Raw genomic sequence first — 17,813 nt, 5'->3', positions numbered from 1 at the left:
CATGGTCATTCCAGCACCCAGCGGCCGTTGCGGACGATGGCTTGGTACATGGCGTCCGGTGCCAAATCGACCCCCTCAGGCCAACTGACGGCGCCACCCACGACGCCCACCTGGGCAAACACCGCAGGATCACGCAAGGGCGCAAAAACACCTGTCATGTGCGAGGGCAGCATTTCGACGCACCCCGTGCACCCGTCCGCAAAGCTCACTTCCAAAACGCCATGCCGCAGCACGCGCACCGCCACCACAGGTGGCAAGTCGGGCGTCAATCCAACGGCGCAATCGGCAACAAGGGCTGTCGCTGTTGGCATCGTTGCCAGTCCTCCATCAATTCGTCACGGTGCGCCGCGGCCCACTCCAACACCATGGCGTGGGCCCGTCGAGGCAAGGCACCGCGCAACATCGTCAGCGTCTCGATCGCGTACACCGCACTGTATTCGCCGTAGGTGACATGAAAGTGCGCAGGCTCATGATCATCCCAGTACATGCGGATCAGCAAGCCGTAGAACGCGCAGATGGTCGGCATCGGCTCAAACCCCCGGCGGCGCACGCAAGTGCCAGTCGGTGACACGCTGGAACTGGTGCGCCGCGTGCAGCAGCCGTGCCTCGCCCAAGTACGGGCCGATGAGTTGCAGCCCCACCGGCAGGCCACCGTCGCCAAAGCCGGCCGGCACACTCATGCCCGGCAGACCCGCCAGCGAGGCCGGCAGCGTGTAAATATCGGCCAGGTACGCCGCCACCGGGTCGTCATCCTGCGCGCCGATCGGCCACGCCACGCTGGGCGCCACCGGCCCGGCCAACAGGTCGCACTGTTCGAACGCCGCCACGAAATCCTGCGCGATCATGCGCCGGATTTGCTGCGCTTTCAAGTAGTACGCATCGTAGTAGCCATGCGACAGCACGTAGGTGCCGATCAGGATACGGCGCTGCACCTCCGGCCCGAAGCCTTCGCTACGGCTGCGGCGGTACATGTCAAGCAAATCGTCGTACTGGGCCGCGCGGTGGCCGTAGCGCACGCCGTCGTAGCGGCTCAGGTTGGAGCTGGCCTCGGCCGGGGCAATGATGTAGTAAGCCGGGATGGCCAGCTCGGTGCGCGGCAGGCTCACCTCCACCAGTGTGGCACCCAGGCGTTCGAACTCGGTCAGCGCGGCCCGCACCGCGGCCTGCACATCCGGCGCGCAGCCGGCACCGAAAAATTCGCGCGGCAGGCCGATGCGCAAACCCTGCAGCGGACGCGTCGCACTGGCGCCCGGCAACGGCTCGTCCAGCCCACGCGTGTAATCGTCAGGCGGCAGGTCCAGGCTGGTGGCGTCGCGGTCCGGGTCCGGCCCCACCATGGCCGACAGCAGCAGCGCGCAATCCCGTGCCGAGCGCGCCATCGGGCCGGCCTGGTCCAGGCTGGACGCGTAGGCCACCAGCCCGTAGCGCGAGCAGCGTCCGTAGGTGGGTTTGATGCCAGTGATGCCGCAAAACGCCGCCGGCTGGCGAATCGAGCCGCCCGTGTCGGTGCCGGTGGCAGCGGGCACCAAGCGCGCCGCCACCGCAGCGGCCGAGCCCCCCGACGACCCACCCGGCACCCGGGCGGGGTCCCACGGGTTGCGTGCCGGCCCCCAGGCCGAGTGTTCGTTGCCCGAGCCCATCGCGAACTCGTCGCAATTGAGTTTGCCTAGCGTCACCGCGCCCGCCCCGGCGTGCTCGTCGTCGCCCTGGCCCAGCCGCGCCACGACGGTGGCGTCGAACGGGCTGCGGTAGCGCGCCAGCATGCGGCTACCGGCGGTGGTGGGCCAGCCGCGTGTGACCAGTACGTCCTTGTGGGCGATCGGCACCCCCAGCAGCGGCGCATCGTCGCCGCGGGCGCGGCGCTCGTCGGCCGCGCGCGCCTGCGCCAGGCTGGCTTGCACGTCCAGCGCCACGAACGCGCCCAGCTGCGCGTGCGCCCGGATTCGCTGCAGCAGCGCTTGCGTCAGCTCCACGCTGCTGAAGGTGCGCGCGCGCAGGCCCGCCACCAGCTCGGCCACCCCGAGCGTATGCAGTGCTTGGCTCATTCGATCACCTTCGGCACCAAAAACAAACCCTGCTCGGCCAGCGGCGCGTTGGCCAGGTACTCGTCGCGGCGGTTGGGCTCGCGCACCTCGTCGTCGCGCAGGCGCAGCGCCACGTCGGTGAACATCTCGGCAGGGTGGGCCAACGGCACCACGCCGGAGGTGTCGACCGCCTGCATGCGCTCGACCAAACCAAAAAACGCGTTGAGCTGCGCCTGCATACGCTGGGCGCCAGCCTGGTCGATGGCCAGCCGCGCCAGGTGCGCCAGCCGCTCGACATCCTGCAAAGTCAAGGCCATGGAATCGGTCCTCGTCGCGAACTAAGGGTGCCCTGCCAATCGTTGGGCTTGCGGTATTATCCTGGGTTTCACAAACAGGCCCGCTGCCGGCCGCGCCCCTTGCACCGGCGCGCGCTGTTGCCCCCACGGGCCGCACCGGATACGCTCAACCATGTTCGAATCCCTGCGTCGGCACTTTTCGACCGACCTTGCCATCGACCTGGGCACCGCCAACACGCTCATTTACGTGCGTGGCAAAGGCATCGTGTTGGACGAACCGTCGGTGGTTGCCATCCGCCACGAAGGTGGCCCCAGCGGTAAAAAGACGATCCAGGCGGTGGGCAAGGCGGCCAAGGCCATGCTGGGCAAGGTGCCCGGCAACATCGAGGCCATCCGCCCGATGAAGGACGGCGTGATCGCCGACTTCACCGTCACAGAGCAAATGCTCAAGCAGTTCATCAAGATGGTGCACCCGCGCTCGATGCTGCGCCCCAGCCCGCGCATCATCATCTGCGTGCCGTGCGGCTCCACCCAGGTGGAGCGGCGCGCCATCCGCGAGTCGGCCCTGGGGGCCGGCGCCAGCGAGGTCTACCTGATCGAGGAGCCGATGGCCGCCGCCATCGGCGCGGGCTTGCCGGTGGCCGACGCCGCAGGCTCGATGGTGGTGGACATCGGCGGCGGCACCACCGAGGTGGGCGTCATCAGCCTGGGCGGCATGGTCTACAAGGGCAGCGTGCGCGTCGGCGGCGACAAGTTCGATGAAGCGATCATCAACTACATCCGCCGCAACTACGGCATGCTGATCGGCGAGCCTACCGCCGAGTTGATCAAAAAAACCATCGGCAGCGCGTTCCCGGGCTCCGAGGTGCGCGAGATGGAGGTCAAAGGCCGCAACCTCTCCGAAGGGGTGCCGCGCAGCTTCACGATCAGCTCCAACGAGGTGCTGGAAGCGTTGACCGAGCCGATCAACCAGATCGTCAGCGCGGTCAAGATCGCACTCGAAAACACCCCGCCCGAGCTGAGCGCCGACATCGCCGACCGCGGCATGATGCTGACCGGCGGCGGGGCCTTGCTGCGCGACCTGGACCGCCTGCTGAACGAAGAAACGGGCTTGCCGGTGTTCGTCGCCGAAGATCCCCTGACCTGCGTGGTGCGCGGCTGTGGCACCGCGCTGGAGCAGATGGACCGCTTGGGCCACGGGATTTTCACCAGCGAGTGAGGCCCGCGCCGGCGCCGCACGCACCACCGGATGCACGATGCCGCCGGGCACCCTGGACCGCACCCCACCGCCCTTTTTCAAGCAGGGCACCCCAGCGCTGACCAAGCTGCTGCTGCTCAGCGCGTTGGCGGTGCTGCTGATGGTGCTGGACGTTCGGCTGCGCCTGACGCCGCCGCTGCGCAGCGCGATGGCCACCGTGCTGTACCCGGTGCAATGGGTGGCGTTGCAACCCGTGCACGCGGTGCGTTGGGTGGCGGGCTACCTCACCGACGTGCACGCGGCGCGCCAACAGGCCGAAGCGGCTCAGCGGGCGCTGGCGGCGCAAGCGGACCGCGCGGGTTTGGTCGAGCACCTGGCGCAGGAAAACCGCGAGTTGCGCGCCCTGTTGGGGCTGCGCGAGCAGCTTTGGCCGCAGGCGCTGGGCGCCGAGATCCTGTACGCCCTGCCCGACCCGTACCGCCCGGGCGTCGTCATCGACCGCGGCGCCACGCACGGCGTGCAGCCTGGCGACACCGTGATGGACGGCCTGGGGGTGCTGGGCCAGGTGACGCGGGTGCACCCTTGGTCCAGCGAGGTGACGCTGCTGGTCGACCGGCGGTTGGCCGTGCCGGTGCTCAACACCCGCAGTGGCGAGCGCTACCTGGCCTTTGGCAACGGTGACCTGGACGCGCCGCTGCTGACGCTGCGGTTCGTGCCCGCGCAAACCAACTCGGCGGCCGGCGACATGCTGGTCACCAGCGGCATCGATGGCGTGTACCCGCCGGGGCTGCCGGTGGCCCAGATCACGCAGGTGGAGCCGCAGGGCAGCGGGTTTGCCTGGGTCGAAGCACGCCCGCTGGCGCGCGTGCGCGACGCGCTGCACGTGCTGGTACTGCAGCGCCGCGACGCCGACACCCGACGGGCGCAGGGAGGCTGACGATGCTGCCACGTGGAGAGCCTCTGCTGCTGCCAGCCAAGCCGGGTTTCATCTGGGGCTCGCTGGCCGCCGCGGGCGTGTTGATGGTGCTGAAAGGCCAGCTCGGCGCCCCACCGTGGTGGCCGGACTGGCTGGCGCTGGTGCTGCTGTTTTGGAGCGTGCACCAGCCGCGCCGCGTTGGCGTTGGCGTGGCGTTCGTGGCGGGGCTGCTGCTCGACGTGCACCAGGGCGCCCTGTTGGGACAACATGCCCTGGCCTACACGGTGCTGGCCTACGGCGCCGTCTCTTTGCACCGGCGTGTGCTGTGGTTCGACCAGCTGGGGCAGACGCTGCACGTGCTGCCGCTGGTGCTGCTGGCCTACGCGTTGCAGTGGCTGGTGCGCTGGCTGGCCGGCGACGGCCCCCCCAGCGGGGCGCTGTGGGTGGCACCGGTGCTGACGGCGGCTTGCTGGCCCCTGGCCACGCGCGTGCTGCTGGCGCCCCAACGCCGTGCGCCGGACCCCGACGACACCCGGCCGCTGTAAGCTCGCGATGGCGCTGGTCACCGACCCCCAGGACCGCATCGAGCGCCAACGCCGCCGCGCGTGGGTGGCGCTGGGGGTGGCCTGGGCGCTGCTTGGCCTGCTGGGCGTGCGCGCCTACGTGTTGCAGGTGCTGCACCACGATCGCTACGTCGCCCAGGCTGAAGGCAACCGCACCGCCGTCGTGCCGCTGGTGCCGCCACGCGGGCGCATCCTGGACCGCAACGGCATCGTGCTGGCCGACCACGTGCCGGTCTACACGCTGGAGGTCACCCCCGGCCGCACGCCCGACCTCGATGCCACCCTGCAGCGCCTGGGCGAGCTGGTCGAGCTGACCCCGCGCGACCTGCAGCGTTTTCGCCGCCTGCGCGCCGAATCCAAGCGTTTCGATCCGCTGCCGCTCAAAAGCCGCCTGAGCGAAACCGAAATGGCGCGTGTGGCCGCGCACCTGTGGGCGCTGCCGGGCGTGGAGATCCAAGCCCGCCAACTGCGCCGCTACCCGTTGGGTGAAACCGCCGCACACGTCGTCGGCTACATCGGCCGCATCAGCGAGCGCGACCGCGCGCAAATGGACGACTGGCCCGACGAGCGCGTGGCCAACTACCGCGGCACCACCCACATCGGCAAGGTAGGCGTCGAGGCGGCCCAGGAAGAGCGGTTGCACGGCCGCACCGGTTTGGAACAACTCGAAACCACCGCCACCGGCCGCGCGGTGCGCCGCCTCGGCGTAACGCCAGCGCAGGCCGGCGACGACATCCGCCTGGCACTGGATGTGCGGCTGCAGCACCTGGTGGAGCGGCTGTACGGCCGGCGCCGCGGCGCGCTGGTGGTGCTCGACGCGCACAATGGCGAAGTGCTGGCGCTGGTTAGCATGCCGACCTTCGACCCCAACCTGTTTGTCGATGGCATCGACAGCGACACCTGGCGCGAACTGAACGAATCGCTGGACCGCCCGCTGCTGAACCGCGCGCTGCGCGGCACCTACCCGCCGGGCTCCACCTACAAGCCCTTCATGGCGCTGGCCGCGCTGGAGCTGGGGCTGCGCACCCCACAGACCGCGGTGCTGGACCCGGGCTACTGGACGCTGGGCAACCACCGCTTTCGCAGCCACGGGGAAACGGCGCTGGGGATGGTGGACCTACGCCGCAGCATCGTACTGTCGAGCAACGTCTACTACTACACGCTGGCGCACGAGATGGGGGTGCAGGCGATCCACGACTTCATGGCCCCGTTGGGCTTTGGGCAACGCACTGGCATCGACCTGCCGGGCGAAGTGCGCGGCATCCTGCCAAGCCCGGCCTGGAAACGCGCCGCCTACCGCCAGCCGGAGCAGCAACGCTGGCACCCGGGCGAAACGATTTCGCTGGGCATTGGCCAGGGTTACAACAGCTTCACGATGCTGCAATTGGCCACCGCCGTGGCGGCGCTGGCCAACGGCGGCCAGCGTATGACGCCCCACGTGGCCCTCCAAGCGTTGCCGGTCGGCCAGCCTCCCCTGCCCCTGGCCCCGGCCCAGCCGCCCCGGCCGCTGGGGTACCGCCCGGAGAACCTGCGCGTGGTGCTGGACGCCATGGTGGGCGTCACCACCGAAGGCACGGCGGCGCGCGCCTTTGCCGGCGCGCCGTACCGCAGCGGCGGCAAAACCGGCACCGCGCAGGCGGTCACGATCGGGCAGCGTGAGCGTTACGACGCCGCCCGCCTGGCCGAGTACCAACGCGACCATTCGCTGTACGTGGCGTTCGCGCCGGCTGAAGCACCACGCTACGTGGCCGCCGCCATCGTCGAAAACGCGGGCTTTGGGGCGGCCCATGCCGCACCCATCGTGCGACGCGTGTTCGACTACCTGCTGTTGGGCTTGTACCCCAGCGAGGAGGACATCGCCGCGACGCAAAAAGGCCAAACCGCCGCGCCCATCGGCGTGCCGCGGCGCGTCGACGAAGTCCCCTGGCCACCGCGCCCGTGAACGCGCCGGCGGGGTGAGCGCCGGCTCAGTGGCCCCCCACCGTGCCCCAGGCGTCCCACGCCGTTTTGGCGATGAGGACCGTGACCACCAGCAAAAACACCCCGCGCACAAACCCCGCCCCGTGGCGCAGCGCCAGCCGCGTGCCCAACAAGCTGCCCACGACGTTGGCCAGCGCCATCGCCACGCCGTAGTGCCACCAGACGTGCCCCTTGGCGGCAAACAGCGCCACCGCCGCCACGTTGGAGGTGGTGTTGAGCAGCTTGGCCGCCGCGCTGGCGCGCAAAAAGTCGTAGCCCAGCCAGCGCACGAAGGCAAACACCAAAAAACTGCCGGTGCCGGGACCGAAAAAACCGTCGTACAGCCCGATGCCGCCGCCCACCGCGCAGGCTGCCCACGCCTCGGCGCGGCCGCTGAAGCGCGGCCGGTGGTGGCGCCCCAGGTCTTTGCGCGCCAACGTGTACAGCAGCACCGCCAACAGCACCACCGGCAGCGCCAGCCGCAGCGCGTCGGGGCGCACCCGCGTCACCAGCCACGCGCCGGCCCACGCCCCCAGCAGGCACACGCCCACCGCCGGCAGCAGCGCGCGCCACGGCAGGTCCACGCGGCGCGCGTAGCGCCAGGTGGCCGCAGCCGTGCCCCAGACCGAGGCGCTTTTGTTCGTGCCCAGCAATGTGGCCGGGTGCGCGGCGGGAAACGTCGCGAACAGCGCCGGCACCAAAATCAGGCCGCCACCGCCCACGATCGCATCGACAAACCCGGCCAGCCCGGCCGCGGCGGTCAAAATCAGCCATTCCATCGCCCCGATGGTAGCCGCCCCAACGCCCCCACGCGCCGGCGCTTGACGCCCCTGCGACCGTCCACGAGCAAAAAAACCCGGTGCCTGCACCAGGCACCGGGCTACCCCCCAACAGCGTACGCCGTGTGATCAGCGATTGTACGCCGACTCCCCGTGGTAGGTGATATCCAGGCCCTCCCGTTCTTCTTCTTCGCTCACGCGCAGCCCCATCACCATGTCGACGATCTTGTAGGCCACCGCCGCCACCACCGTGGACCACACCATCGTGATGACGATCCCTTCAGCCTGCACCAGCAACTGGCTGGCGATCGAGAAGTCTTCCGCACCGGTGCCCCCCAGCGTCGGCGCCGCGAACACCCCGGTCAGCAGCGCGCCGACGATACCGCCCACGCCGTGCACACCGAAGACGTCCAGCGAGTCGTCGGCACCCAACATCTTCTTGAGGCCCGTCACGCCCCACAGGCACAGGAAGCCCGCCACCAAGCCGATGACCAGCGCCCCCATCGGGCCGACCGAGCCGCACGCCGGCGTGATGGCCACCAGCCCCGCCACCGCGCCCGAAGCCGCGCCCAGCATCGAGGCCTTGCCTTTGTGCAGCGCCTCGCCGATGGACCAGGCCAGCACCGCCGCCGCCGTGGCCAGCAGCGTGTTGAGGAAAGCCAGCGTGGCCCCCGCGGTGGACTCCAGGTTGGAGCCGGCGTTGAAGCCGAACCAGCCCACCCACAGCAACGACGCGCCCACCATCGTCAGCGTCAGGCTGTGCGGGGGCATCGCTTCACGCCCGTAGCCGATGCGCTTGCCCAGCATGTAGGCGCCCACCAGACCGGCCATCGCGGCGTTGATGTGCACCACGGTGCCGCCGGCGAAGTCCAGCGCGCCCTTGCCCAGCAGGTAGCCGCCCGGCCCCCACACCATGTGCGCGATCGGCAGGTAGCTGAACGTGAACCAGATGGCGCTGAACAGCAGCACCGCGCCAAACTTGATGCGCTCGGCAAACGAGCCCACGATCAGCGCGCAGGTGATGCCCGCGAACGTGGCCTGGAACGCGACGAAGATCAGCTCGGGGATCTTGACGTTCTCGGTGAAGGTGTCGGCCAGCGACGCCGTCGTCACCCCTTTGAGGAACACCTTGTCCAAGCTGCCGATGATGGCCCCCTCGCCGCCAAAGGCCAGGCTGTAGCCGTACAGCGCCCACAACACGGTGATCAGCGAAAACACCATCAGCACTTGCATCAGCACCGACAGCATGTTCTTGCTGCGCACCAAGCCGCCGTAAAAAAGCGCCAGGCCCGGAATCACCATCATGATGACCAGCAAGGTCGAGGTCATCATCCAGGCCACGTCGCCCTTGTTCACGGTGACCGCCGGGGCGGCCGATTCCGCTGGCGCCGCCGCAGGCTCGGCCGGCGTTGCCGGGCTGGCCGGCGCCTCCTGCACCAGCGCAGCCGCAGGTGCCGCCGCGGCGCCGTCGTTGGCCGCCTCACCCTGGGCCCACGCTGCGGCTCCCCACAGCAAGCCCAGGCCCAAGCACAAACCCATCATCAGTCGTTTCATTGCAATCCCCTTGCCAACGGTTAGGTCAATCGAATGCTTCACAGGGCGTCCACACCGGTTTCCCCGGTGCGGATGCGAATCACTTGCTCCAGCGGCAGCACAAAAATCTTGCCGTCGCCGATCTTGCCGGTGCGCGCAGCACCTTCGATGGCCTCGATGACCGCCTCGACGCGCTCATCGGGCACCGCCGCCTCGACCTTGACCTTGGGCAAAAAATCGACCACGTACTCCGCGCCGCGGTACAGCTCGGTGTGGCCCTTTTGGCGCCCGAACCCTTTGACCTCGGTGACGGTGACGCCCTGCACCCCAATGGCCGCAAGCGCCTCGCGCACCTCGTCCAGCTTGAACGGTTTGATGATCGCGGTGACCAGTTTCATGGCTTTCCTTTCCTCGTTGGGTGGCTTGCCGCAGCCGCGGCGCATGCTCAGCGTAAGCACGAGGCGTGCCAACCGTGCCCTGCCCATGCTGTGGCATCATCGGTGCTCAGGCCTGACGGGGAGGATCGACAACGATGAGCTTGTGCGTGGTGCGCAGCCGCACGCTGTTGGGGCTGCAAGCGTTGCCGGTGCACGTCGAGGTGCACCTGGCCAACGGACTGCCCAGCTTCACGCTGGTCGGCCTGGCCGACACCGAAGTCAAGGAAGCGCGCGAACGCGTGCGCTCGGCCATCCAGACCAGCGGCCTGGCATGGCCCTCCAACCAGCGCATCACGGTCAACCTCGCGCCAGCCGACGTGCCCAAGGAGTCGGGGCGGCTGGACCTGCCCATCGCCCTGGGCATCCTCGCGGCCAGTGGCCAGCTCGACGCGGCGCGGCTGCACGGCTACGAGTTCGCGGGTGAGCTATCGCTGACCGGTGCGCTGCGGGCGGTGCGCGGCGCGTTGCCGATGGCGCTGGCCGCACGCACCGACATGGTGCATGGTGCACCATCGCGCACCTTGGTGCTGCCCCCAGACAGCGCCGAAGAGGCCGCCTTGGTGCCCGGGCTGACCGTGGTGCGTGCGCGCCATTTGGCCGACGTCGTGCGGCACCTGGCGTTGGCCGCCGGCACCGGCGCGACCAACGACACGGACGGCTGGCGCGTGTTGAGCGGTCAACCCAGCACGCCCGACGCACCCTGCGGCCCGGACCTGGCCGACGTCAAAGGGCAAGCGGCGGCCCGCCGCGCGCTCGAAATCGCCGCCGCCGGCGGCCATAGCTTGTTGTTGATCGGACCGCCGGGCAGCGGCAAGTCGATGCTGGCGCAGCGTCTGCCCGGCCTGCTGCCGCCGTTGGACGACGAGGCGGCGCTCGAAGCGGCGGCGTTGGCGTCGTTGCTGGGGCGGTTTCGGCCCGAACAGTGGCGTCAGCGCCCTTGGGCCAACCCGCACCACACGGCCAGCGCGGCGGCCCTCGTGGGCGGCGGCTCGCCGCCACGGCCAGGCGAAATTTCGCTGGCGCACCACGGCGTGCTGTTTCTGGACGAGTTGCCGGAGTTCAGCCGCACCGCGCTGGAAGCGCTGCGCGAGCCGCTGGAAACCGGCAGCGTGCGCCTGTCGCGCGCCCAGTGGCAGGTGGAATACCCGGCGCGCTTTCAGTTGGTGGCGGCGATGAACCCGTGCCCGTGCGGCTACCTGGGCGCTGCACACCCGCGCTGCCGCTGCACCCCGGAGCAGGTGCAGCGCTACCGCGCGCGCTTGAGTGGCCCCCTGCTGGACCGCATCGACTTGCAGGTGGAGGTGCCCGCGCTGCCCGCCGAACAACTTTTGCAGACGGCCCCCGGCGAGCCCAGCGCCGTGGTGCGCCAGCGGGTGGCGCAGGCGCGCCAGCGCGCCATGCAGCGGCAAGGCGTGGCCAACCACGCGCTGCAAGGCGATGCCCTGCTGCAACACGCGCAGCTGAGCGACCCGGCCCAGCGGCTGCTGCAACAGGCCGCCACGCGGCTTGGCTGGTCCGCACGGGCCACCCACCGCACGCTGCGCGTGGCGCGCACCATCGCCGACCTGGCCGGCAGCGCAGACACCGAACCACAGCATGTGGCCGAAGCACTGCAATACCGCCCCGTCGCGGGCACATTGCCCGCATAATCGCGCAGCAACCTCGTTGCCGCGCCCACCATGCAAGCCGCCACCGACGCCGAACACTCGCCACCTGTGCTGCGCTGGCCAACCCCGCCGTACATCGGGTACGCCAACCCGTCGGCCAGCGGCGGCCCCGAACCGTGTGAGATCGAAGGCATCAACGGCCAGGTGCGCAACGCCGTGCTGGTGGCGCTGGAGCTGGACCGGCGCGTCGCGCAGATCCAGGTGCCGCCGTCGCGCGCCGTCATGCCGCTGCGCTTCGATATGTTTCGCCGGCTCGCGCTGACCACCCCGCTGGCCCCGATCGAAATCACCGAAACGCAGCCTCCGGACAGCAGCTTCGAAGCCTTGGTGCGCTACCGTCCGCACTTGCCGTACCGCATCGTGCTCAGCGACGGCAGCACGCGCACCGGCGACACGATTGGGCACGTGGAGTCCGACGCGGGCGTCTTTCTGTTCGAGCCGATCGACGAGCACGACCGCGTGCGTCGCCTTTTTTGGCCACGCGAAGCCTACCGCGAGCTACAGGTGGGCGAAGCGATCGGGCGCGTGTTGGTCGAGCAGCAGGCCCTGACGCCGGAGCAGGTCGAGCAAGCCGCGCGCGAGCAGGAGGCGCTGCGCCGGCGCAAGCTGGGCGACTACCTGGTCATCAAGGAAATCGTCAAGCCCGAGCAGCTGCTGCAGGCGCTGGAAGAGCAGCAGCGCATGCCGCTGGTGCGCATCGGCGAGGCGCTCACGGCGCTGGGCTTCATTACCGAAGAACAACTGCACGAAGCGCTGCAGCGCCAGCAACAGGAACGCAACACCCCGCTGGGTGAGCTGCTGGTGCAAAGCGGGCAGCTGACGCGCGAGCAGTTGCGCGTGGCGCTGGCGCGCAAGATGGGCTACCCGGTGGTGGACCTGAGCAGCTTCCCCATCGACGCCGACGCCCTGCGACGCGTGCCGTTGGCGCTGGCGCGGCGGCTGCGCATCGTGCCGCTGCTGTGGCGCAACGGCACGCTGATCATCGCCGCCGAGGACCCGTCAAGCCGCGCCACCATCGACGAGTTGGAGTTCACGCTGCAGTGCAAGGTCGTGCCAGCACTGTCCAGCACGCCGCTGGACGCCCGCACGGTCACGCAGGCCTACGCGAGCTTTGGCCTGGACGGCGGCGCCGAGCCCCTGCCACCCGAGCCCACCGGCGGGGCCGAGGCCACCAGCGCCGAGGCGTTGCTGGCTTCGCTGGAGGAAGGCAGCAGCGACGACGACGGCGAAGCGCTGGCACCGGTGGAGCAGTCGGACAACTCGCTGGTGCGGCTGATCAACTCGATCATCATCGAGGCCTACCACCAGGGCGCCTCCGACATCCACGTCGAGACCTTTCCCGGCAAGCGCAAGGTGCGCATCCGCCTGCGCAAAGACGGGCGCCTGCGGCCCTACATGGAGCTGCCGCACACCTACCGCGCGGCGCTGGTGGCGCGCCTAAAAATCATGTGCGACCTCGACATTTCCGAGCGTCGCAAGCCGCAGGACGGCAAGATCGACTTTGCTAAGTTTGCTCCTCAGTATCCCATCGACCTGCGTGTTGCAACCATCCCGACTTACGGCGGTGCCGAGGACGTGGTGCTGCGCCTGCTGTCCAGTGCGCGTGCCATGCCGCTGCACGAGCTGGGGCTGCAGACGTCCATCCTCAGCCGGTTGGAGCAAGCCGTGCAACGCCCGCACGGCATGGTGTTGTGCGTGGGCCCCACCGGCAGCGGCAAAACCACCACGCTGCACGCGCTGCTGCAGCACATCGCCACGCCGGAGCGCAAGATCTGGACCGCCGAAGACCCGGTCGAAATCACCAACCCCGAGCTGCGCCAGGTGCAGGTCAACCCCAAAATCGGCTGGACGTTCGGCCAAGCGCTGCGGGCATTTTTGCGCGCTGACCCCGACGTCATCATGGTGGGCGAAATCCGCGACACCGAAACCGCGCAAATGGCCATCGAGGCCAGCCTCACCGGGCACCTGGTGCTGTCCACGCTGCACACCAACAGCGCGCCCGAGACGGTCGTGCGCCTGCTGGACATGGGCATGGACCCGTTCAACTTCGCCGATTCGCTCACCGCCGTGCTGGCGCAGCGGCTGGTGCGGCGTGCGTGTCCGCACTGCGCCCAGCGCCAGCCCCTGCAGGACGCGCAGCGCGACGAACTCATCGAAGACTACCGCCACCTGTTCCCCGAGGACCTGCGCCCCAGCCCCGAGGCGGTGCTGGCCGAGTGGGCGGCAAGCCTGCAGGGTGCCGAGCCGCTGTGGGTCACCCCCACCGGCTGCCCCCAGTGCGATCACACCGGGTACCGGGGACGGCTTGGGTTGCACGAGCTGCTGATGGTCGACGCACCGGTGCGCCGCCTGATCCAGACCCGCGCCCCGGCCGAAGCGCTGGCGCACGCGGTCACGCAGCACGGACACTTTCGCACGCTGCGGCACGACGGCATCGTCAAGGCCCTGCAGGGCTTGACCACGATCGATGAGATCCGCGCCAGCACGGCGCAGTAAGCCCCGACGGCGGACTACAGCAACGGCGCCAACCAGCGCGCCAGTTCCTCCACCGGCATGCCACGGCGGCGCGCCATATCCTCCAACTGATCGTGCCCGATGCGGCCGACGTTGAAGTACGTGGCTTGCGGATGCGCCAGGTAAAAGCCGCTGACGCTGGCCGCCGGGGTCATCGCCAGGCTTTCCGTCAGCTCCATGCCAACCTCGTGCGCCCCCAGCAGCGCGAACAAGTCCGTCTTGACCGTGTGGTCCGGGCAGGCGGGGTAGCCCGGTGCGGGCCGGATACCCTGGTAGCGCTCGGCGATCAACGCCTCGTTGGTCAGCGCCTCGTGCGGGGCGTAGCCCCACAGTTCTTTGCGCACGCGCTCGTGCAGCCATTCGGCGGCAGCCTCGGCCAGGCGGTCGGCCAGCGCTTTGAGCATGATGGCGCCGTAGTCGTCGTGCGCCGCCTCCAGCGCGGCGGCGCGCTCGTCGGCCCCCACACCGGCGGTCACGGCAAACGCGCCGGCGTAGTCGGCCACACCACTGGCCAGCGGCGCCACGAAGTCGGCCAGGCAGCGGCTCGGGCGCATCACGCCGTCGATCACCTCTTTGGGCGTTTGCTGGCGCAGGTTGTACCAGGTCATCAGCGGCTGCGTGCGCGCTTCATCGGCGTACAGCACGATGTCGTCGCCCTCGCCACTGGCCGGCCACAGCCCCACCACCGCATGCGCGCTGATCCAGCGTCCGTCGATCAGCCGCCGCAGCATCGCCTGCGCGTCGTCGAACACCTTGCGCGCCTGCTCGCCCACCACCTCGTCCTGCAAAATGTCCGGGTAGCGACCTGCCAGGTCCCAGGTCTGGAAAAACGGCGTCCAGTCGATGTAGCGCGCCAGTTCCTCCAGGTTCAGGTTGCGCAGCACGCGCCGCCCCAGCAGCGCCGGGCGCGGCGGCTGCCACGCTCCCCAGTCGATGGGGGTGCGGTTGGCACGCGCCTTGGCCAGGGGCCACAGCGCCACGGGCTTTTTGGCCGCGTGTTGCTGGCGCACGCGCTCGTAGTCGGCCTGCACCTCGGCCACGAACGCGGCGCGCTGCTCGCCCAGCAGCGCCTGCGCCACCCCCACCGCGCGCGAGGCATCCGGCACGTACACCACCGGCCCGCGGTACTTGGGCGCGATCTTGACCGCGGTGTGCACGCGGCTGGTCGTCGCGCCCCCGATCAACAGCGGCACGCCGCGCTCAACGAACCACGGGTCGCGGTCCATTTCGGCGGCCACGTGCTGCATCTCGTCCAGGCTAGGGGTGATCAACCCCGACAACCCCACCGCGTCGGCGCCCACCTCCTTGGCTTTGGCCAGGATGTCGTGGCACGGAACCATGACACCCATGTTGACGACGTTGAAATTGTTGCACTGCAGCACCACACTGACGATGTTTTTGCCGATGTCGTGCACGTCGCCCTTGACGGTGGCGATGACGATCGTGCCCTTGGGCTTGACCTCAGCCCCGGCGGCCAGCATCTGGGCCTTTTCCGCCTCGATGTACGGCACCAGGTGGGCCACCGCCTGCTTCATCACGCGCGCGCTTTTGACCACCTGCGGCAAAAACATCTTGCCCGCGCCAAACAAGTCGCCCACCGTGTTCATGCCCGCCATCAACGGGCCTTCGATCACCTCCAGCGGCCGCCCGCCGCGCGCTTCGATGGCGCGCCAGCACGCTTCGGTGTCGTCGACGATGTGGTCGGTGATGCCATGCACCAGCGCGTGCTGCAGCCGCTGCTCCACCGGCAGCGCGCGCCAAGCCAGGCGGGCGCTGTCGTCCTTGGCCGCGCCTTTGACGTGCTCGGCCAGCGCCAGCAAGCGCTCGGTGGCGTCCGGCCGGCGCGCCAGCACCACGTCTTCGACGCGTTCGCGCAGCTCGGGATCCAGCTCGTCGTAGACCCCGATTTGCCCCGCGTTGACGATGCCCATGTCCATGCCGGCGCGAATGGCGTGGTACAAAAACACCGTGTGGATGGCCGCGCGCACCGGCTCGTTGCCGCGAAAGCTGAAGCTGACGTTGCTCACCCCGCCCGAGACCTTGGCGCCGGGCAAGTTGGCCTTGATCCAGCGCGTGGCCTCGATAAAGTCCACCGCGTAGCGGTCGTGCTCCGGGATGCCGGTGGCGATTGCAAAGATGTTGGGGTCGAAGATGATGTCTTCGGGCGGAAAGCCCACCTCCTGCACCAGGATGCGGTAGGCGCGTGCGCAGATGTCGATGCGCCGCTGTAAGGTATCGGCCTGGCCCTGCTCGTCGAACGCCATCACCACGGTGGCGGCGCCGTAGCGCCGGATCAGCCGGGCCTGGCGCTTGAATTCGGCCTCCCCCTCCTTGAGGCTGATCGAATTGACCACGCCCTTGCCTTGCAGGCACTTCAGGCCCGCCTCGATCACCTCCCACTTGGACGAGTCGATCATCACCGGCACGCGCGCAATGTCGGGCTCGCTGGCGATGAGGTTGAGGAAGCGCACCATCGCGGCCTTGCTGTCGAGCATGGCCTCGTCCATGTTGACGTCGATGATCTGGGCGCCGGCCTCCACCTGCTGGCGCGCCACGGCCAACGCATCCTCGAAGCGGCCCTCCAGAATCATGCGCGCAAACGCGCGCGAGCCGGTCACGTTGGTGCGCTCGCCAATGTTGACGAACAGACTGCCCGGCCCGATGACCAGTGGCTCCAGGCCAGCCAGGATCATCGGGGGCACCGCAGGGGACGAAGGGAATTCGGAAGACACCGCAGTCACGGCCGCACGTTGGTCAAAACATGCCATTGTAGGCGGGCGTCCACGGGCCGTGGACCCGCGGGGCCGGGCGCACGGTCGGCGCGCTACGCCACCAGCGCCGCCGCCGCGCTGGTGCGCACGTAGGCCCACGCACTGGCGCACATGTCGTGCACGTCGTGCGTGGCGCGCCAGCCCAGCACGCGCTGCGCCTTGGCCGGGTCGGCCCAGCACGCGGCCACGTCCCCGGGCCGCCGCGCCGCGATGCGGTACGGCACACGCTGCCCGCTGGCCTGCTCGAACGCGCGCACCATTTGTAGCACGCTGGTGCCCTGTCCGGTGCCAAGGTTGAACACCTCGCACGGCTGCGGGCTGCGCGCCAGGTGGTCCAGCGCCGCGCGATGACCTTCGGCCAGGTCCATCACATGGATGTAGTCCCGCACGCCGGTGCCGTCGGGCGTGGGGTAGTCGTCACCCCAGACGTTGAGGTGTGGCAACCGCCCCGCTGCCACCCGCGCGATGTAGGGCATCAGGTTGTTGGGAATGCCGTTGGGGTCCTCGCCGATCAGGCCGCTGGGGTGCGCGCCCACCGGGTTGAAGTAGCGCAGGATGGCGATCCGCCACAAGGGGTCGCTGGCCGCCAGGTCCTGCAGCATGTGCTCGATGTGCAGCTTGGTGCGGCCGTACGGGTTGGTGGCCCCGGTGGGGTGATCTTCGTCCAACGGCAGGTACTGCGGCTGGCCATAGACGGTGGCGCTGCTGGAAAAGACAAGCTGGCGCACCCCCTCAGCCTGCATGGCCTGCAGCAGGCTCACGGTGCCCGCCACGTTGTTGTGGTAGTACGTCAGCGGCTGCGCCACCGACTCGCCCACCGCTTTCAGCCCGGCGAAGTGCACCACCGCCTCGATGCGGTAATGCCGCAACACCATGCGCACGCGCACGGTGTCGAGCACATCCACCACTTCCAGCGGCGGGGTCTGGCCGATGAGGGCGCCGAGGCGCTGCGCCACACCGGCCTGGCTGTTGGCGAGGTTGTCCAGCAAAACAACCTGGTGCCCAGCCTCGGCCAACACGACGGCGGTGTGGCTGCCGATGTAGCCGGTCCCCCCGGTGAGCAAAATGTTCATACCTGCCTTCCCCTGCCGCGACCGCGCCATCACGGCCTGCTGCGGCTGTGTGTGACGTTCGTGCGGGTCATTATAGGAGGGAT

15 protein-coding genes are annotated in these 17,813 nt (G+C 69.3%); 6 read left to right on the top strand and 9 right to left on the bottom strand.

What is annotated here, in order from left to right; translation table 11 throughout:
- Nucleotides 1-5: 5 nt before the first annotated feature.
- From Taqua_RS00645 to gatC, 4 genes are read right to left on the bottom strand one after another with little or no spacing between them, the layout of a single operon-like run.
- Nucleotides 6-245 (bottom strand): DUF2442 domain-containing protein, encoded by a 240-nt coding sequence (locus tag Taqua_RS00645; RefSeq protein ID WP_246094556.1) that lies wholly within the window; start codon nt 243-245, stop codon nt 6-8.
- Between the two features lie 20 nt (nt 246-265).
- Nucleotides 266-526 carry a DUF4160 domain-containing protein gene (locus Taqua_RS00640; RefSeq protein WP_144324123.1) on the bottom strand — a complete coding sequence of 87 codons (261 nt, stop codon included), beginning with the start codon at nt 524-526 and terminating at the stop codon, nt 266-268.
- Nucleotides 527-530: 4 nt separating this feature from the next.
- Nucleotides 531-2,045 (bottom strand): Asp-tRNA(Asn)/Glu-tRNA(Gln) amidotransferase subunit GatA, encoded by a 1,515-nt coding sequence (gene gatA, locus Taqua_RS00635; RefSeq protein WP_144324122.1) that lies wholly within the window; start codon nt 2,043-2,045, stop codon nt 531-533.
- Nucleotides 2,042-2,341, bottom strand: coding sequence for an Asp-tRNA(Asn)/Glu-tRNA(Gln) amidotransferase subunit GatC (gene gatC / locus Taqua_RS00630; RefSeq protein ID WP_144324121.1), 300 nt, complete (start codon nt 2,339-2,341; stop codon nt 2,042-2,044). The genes gatA and gatC overlap by 4 nt, the downstream gene beginning before the upstream one ends.
- Nucleotides 2,342-2,492: 151 nt before the next feature.
- Between gatC and Taqua_RS00625 the strand changes: the two genes are divergently transcribed.
- The 4 genes from Taqua_RS00625 to mrdA are packed head-to-tail and all read left to right on the top strand — an operon-like array spanning nt 2,493 to nt 6,939.
- On the top strand, nt 2,493-3,539 hold the full coding sequence (locus tag Taqua_RS00625; RefSeq protein WP_144324120.1) for a rod shape-determining protein: 1,047 nt from the start codon (nt 2,493-2,495) through the stop codon (nt 3,537-3,539).
- A 37-nt stretch (nt 3,540-3,576) separates the two neighbouring features.
- Nucleotides 3,577-4,455 (top strand): rod shape-determining protein MreC, encoded by an 879-nt coding sequence (gene mreC / locus Taqua_RS00620; protein ID WP_144324119.1) that lies wholly within the window; start codon nt 3,577-3,579, stop codon nt 4,453-4,455.
- Between the two features lie 2 nt (nt 4,456-4,457).
- A complete protein-coding gene (gene mreD, locus Taqua_RS00615; protein WP_144324118.1) occupies nt 4,458-4,979 on the top strand; it encodes a rod shape-determining protein MreD in 522 nt (173 codons plus the stop codon).
- Between the two features lie 7 nt (nt 4,980-4,986).
- A complete protein-coding gene (gene mrdA / locus Taqua_RS00610; protein WP_144324117.1) occupies nt 4,987-6,939 on the top strand; it encodes a penicillin-binding protein 2 in 1,953 nt (650 codons plus the stop codon).
- A gap of 25 nt (nt 6,940-6,964) precedes the next feature.
- On the opposite strand, the gene Taqua_RS00605 is transcribed toward mrdA, so the two are convergent.
- The 3 genes from Taqua_RS00605 to Taqua_RS00595 form a co-directional block, all read right to left on the bottom strand.
- Nucleotides 6,965-7,735 (bottom strand): sulfite exporter TauE/SafE family protein, encoded by a 771-nt coding sequence (locus tag Taqua_RS00605; RefSeq protein WP_144324116.1) that lies wholly within the window; start codon nt 7,733-7,735, stop codon nt 6,965-6,967.
- Nucleotides 7,736-7,864: 129 nt separating this feature from the next.
- Entirely contained in the window at nt 7,865-9,289 is a 1,425-nt protein-coding gene (locus Taqua_RS00600; protein WP_144324115.1) for an ammonium transporter, read from the bottom strand.
- A gap of 38 nt (nt 9,290-9,327) precedes the next feature.
- Nucleotides 9,328-9,666, bottom strand: a complete 339-nt coding sequence (locus Taqua_RS00595; protein WP_132962867.1) for a P-II family nitrogen regulator — start codon at nt 9,664-9,666, stop codon at nt 9,328-9,330.
- Between the two features lie 134 nt (nt 9,667-9,800).
- On the opposite strand from Taqua_RS00595, the gene Taqua_RS00590 reads away from it, so the two are divergent.
- Together Taqua_RS00590 and Taqua_RS00585 are read left to right on the top strand one after the other, a co-directional pair.
- Nucleotides 9,801-11,354 (top strand): YifB family Mg chelatase-like AAA ATPase, encoded by a 1,554-nt coding sequence (locus Taqua_RS00590; protein WP_144324114.1) that lies wholly within the window; start codon nt 9,801-9,803, stop codon nt 11,352-11,354.
- A 30-nt stretch (nt 11,355-11,384) separates the two neighbouring features.
- On the top strand, nt 11,385-13,868 hold the full coding sequence (locus Taqua_RS00585) for a GspE/PulE family protein (protein WP_246094555.1): 2,484 nt from the start codon (nt 11,385-11,387) through the stop codon (nt 13,866-13,868).
- Between the two features lie 14 nt (nt 13,869-13,882).
- Here the strand turns inward: Taqua_RS00585 and metH are convergent, their stop codons facing one another.
- Nucleotides 13,883-16,579 carry a methionine synthase gene (gene metH, locus Taqua_RS00580; RefSeq protein WP_144324113.1) on the bottom strand — a complete coding sequence of 899 codons (2,697 nt, stop codon included), beginning with the start codon at nt 16,577-16,579 and terminating at the stop codon, nt 13,883-13,885.
- 131 nt (nt 16,580-16,710) lie between these two features.
- Entirely contained in the window at nt 16,711-17,730 is a 1,020-nt protein-coding gene (gene galE / locus Taqua_RS00575) for a UDP-glucose 4-epimerase GalE (RefSeq protein WP_144324112.1), read from the bottom strand.
- Nucleotides 17,731-17,813: the final 83 nt, after the last annotated feature.

The organism is Tepidimonas aquatica, assembly GCF_007556585.1.
Lineage (GTDB): Bacteria > Pseudomonadota > Gammaproteobacteria > Burkholderiales > Burkholderiaceae_C > Tepidimonas > Tepidimonas aquatica.
The sequence above is the reverse complement of the archived record's forward strand: the minus strand, read 5'-3'. Positions and strand labels throughout refer to the sequence as shown.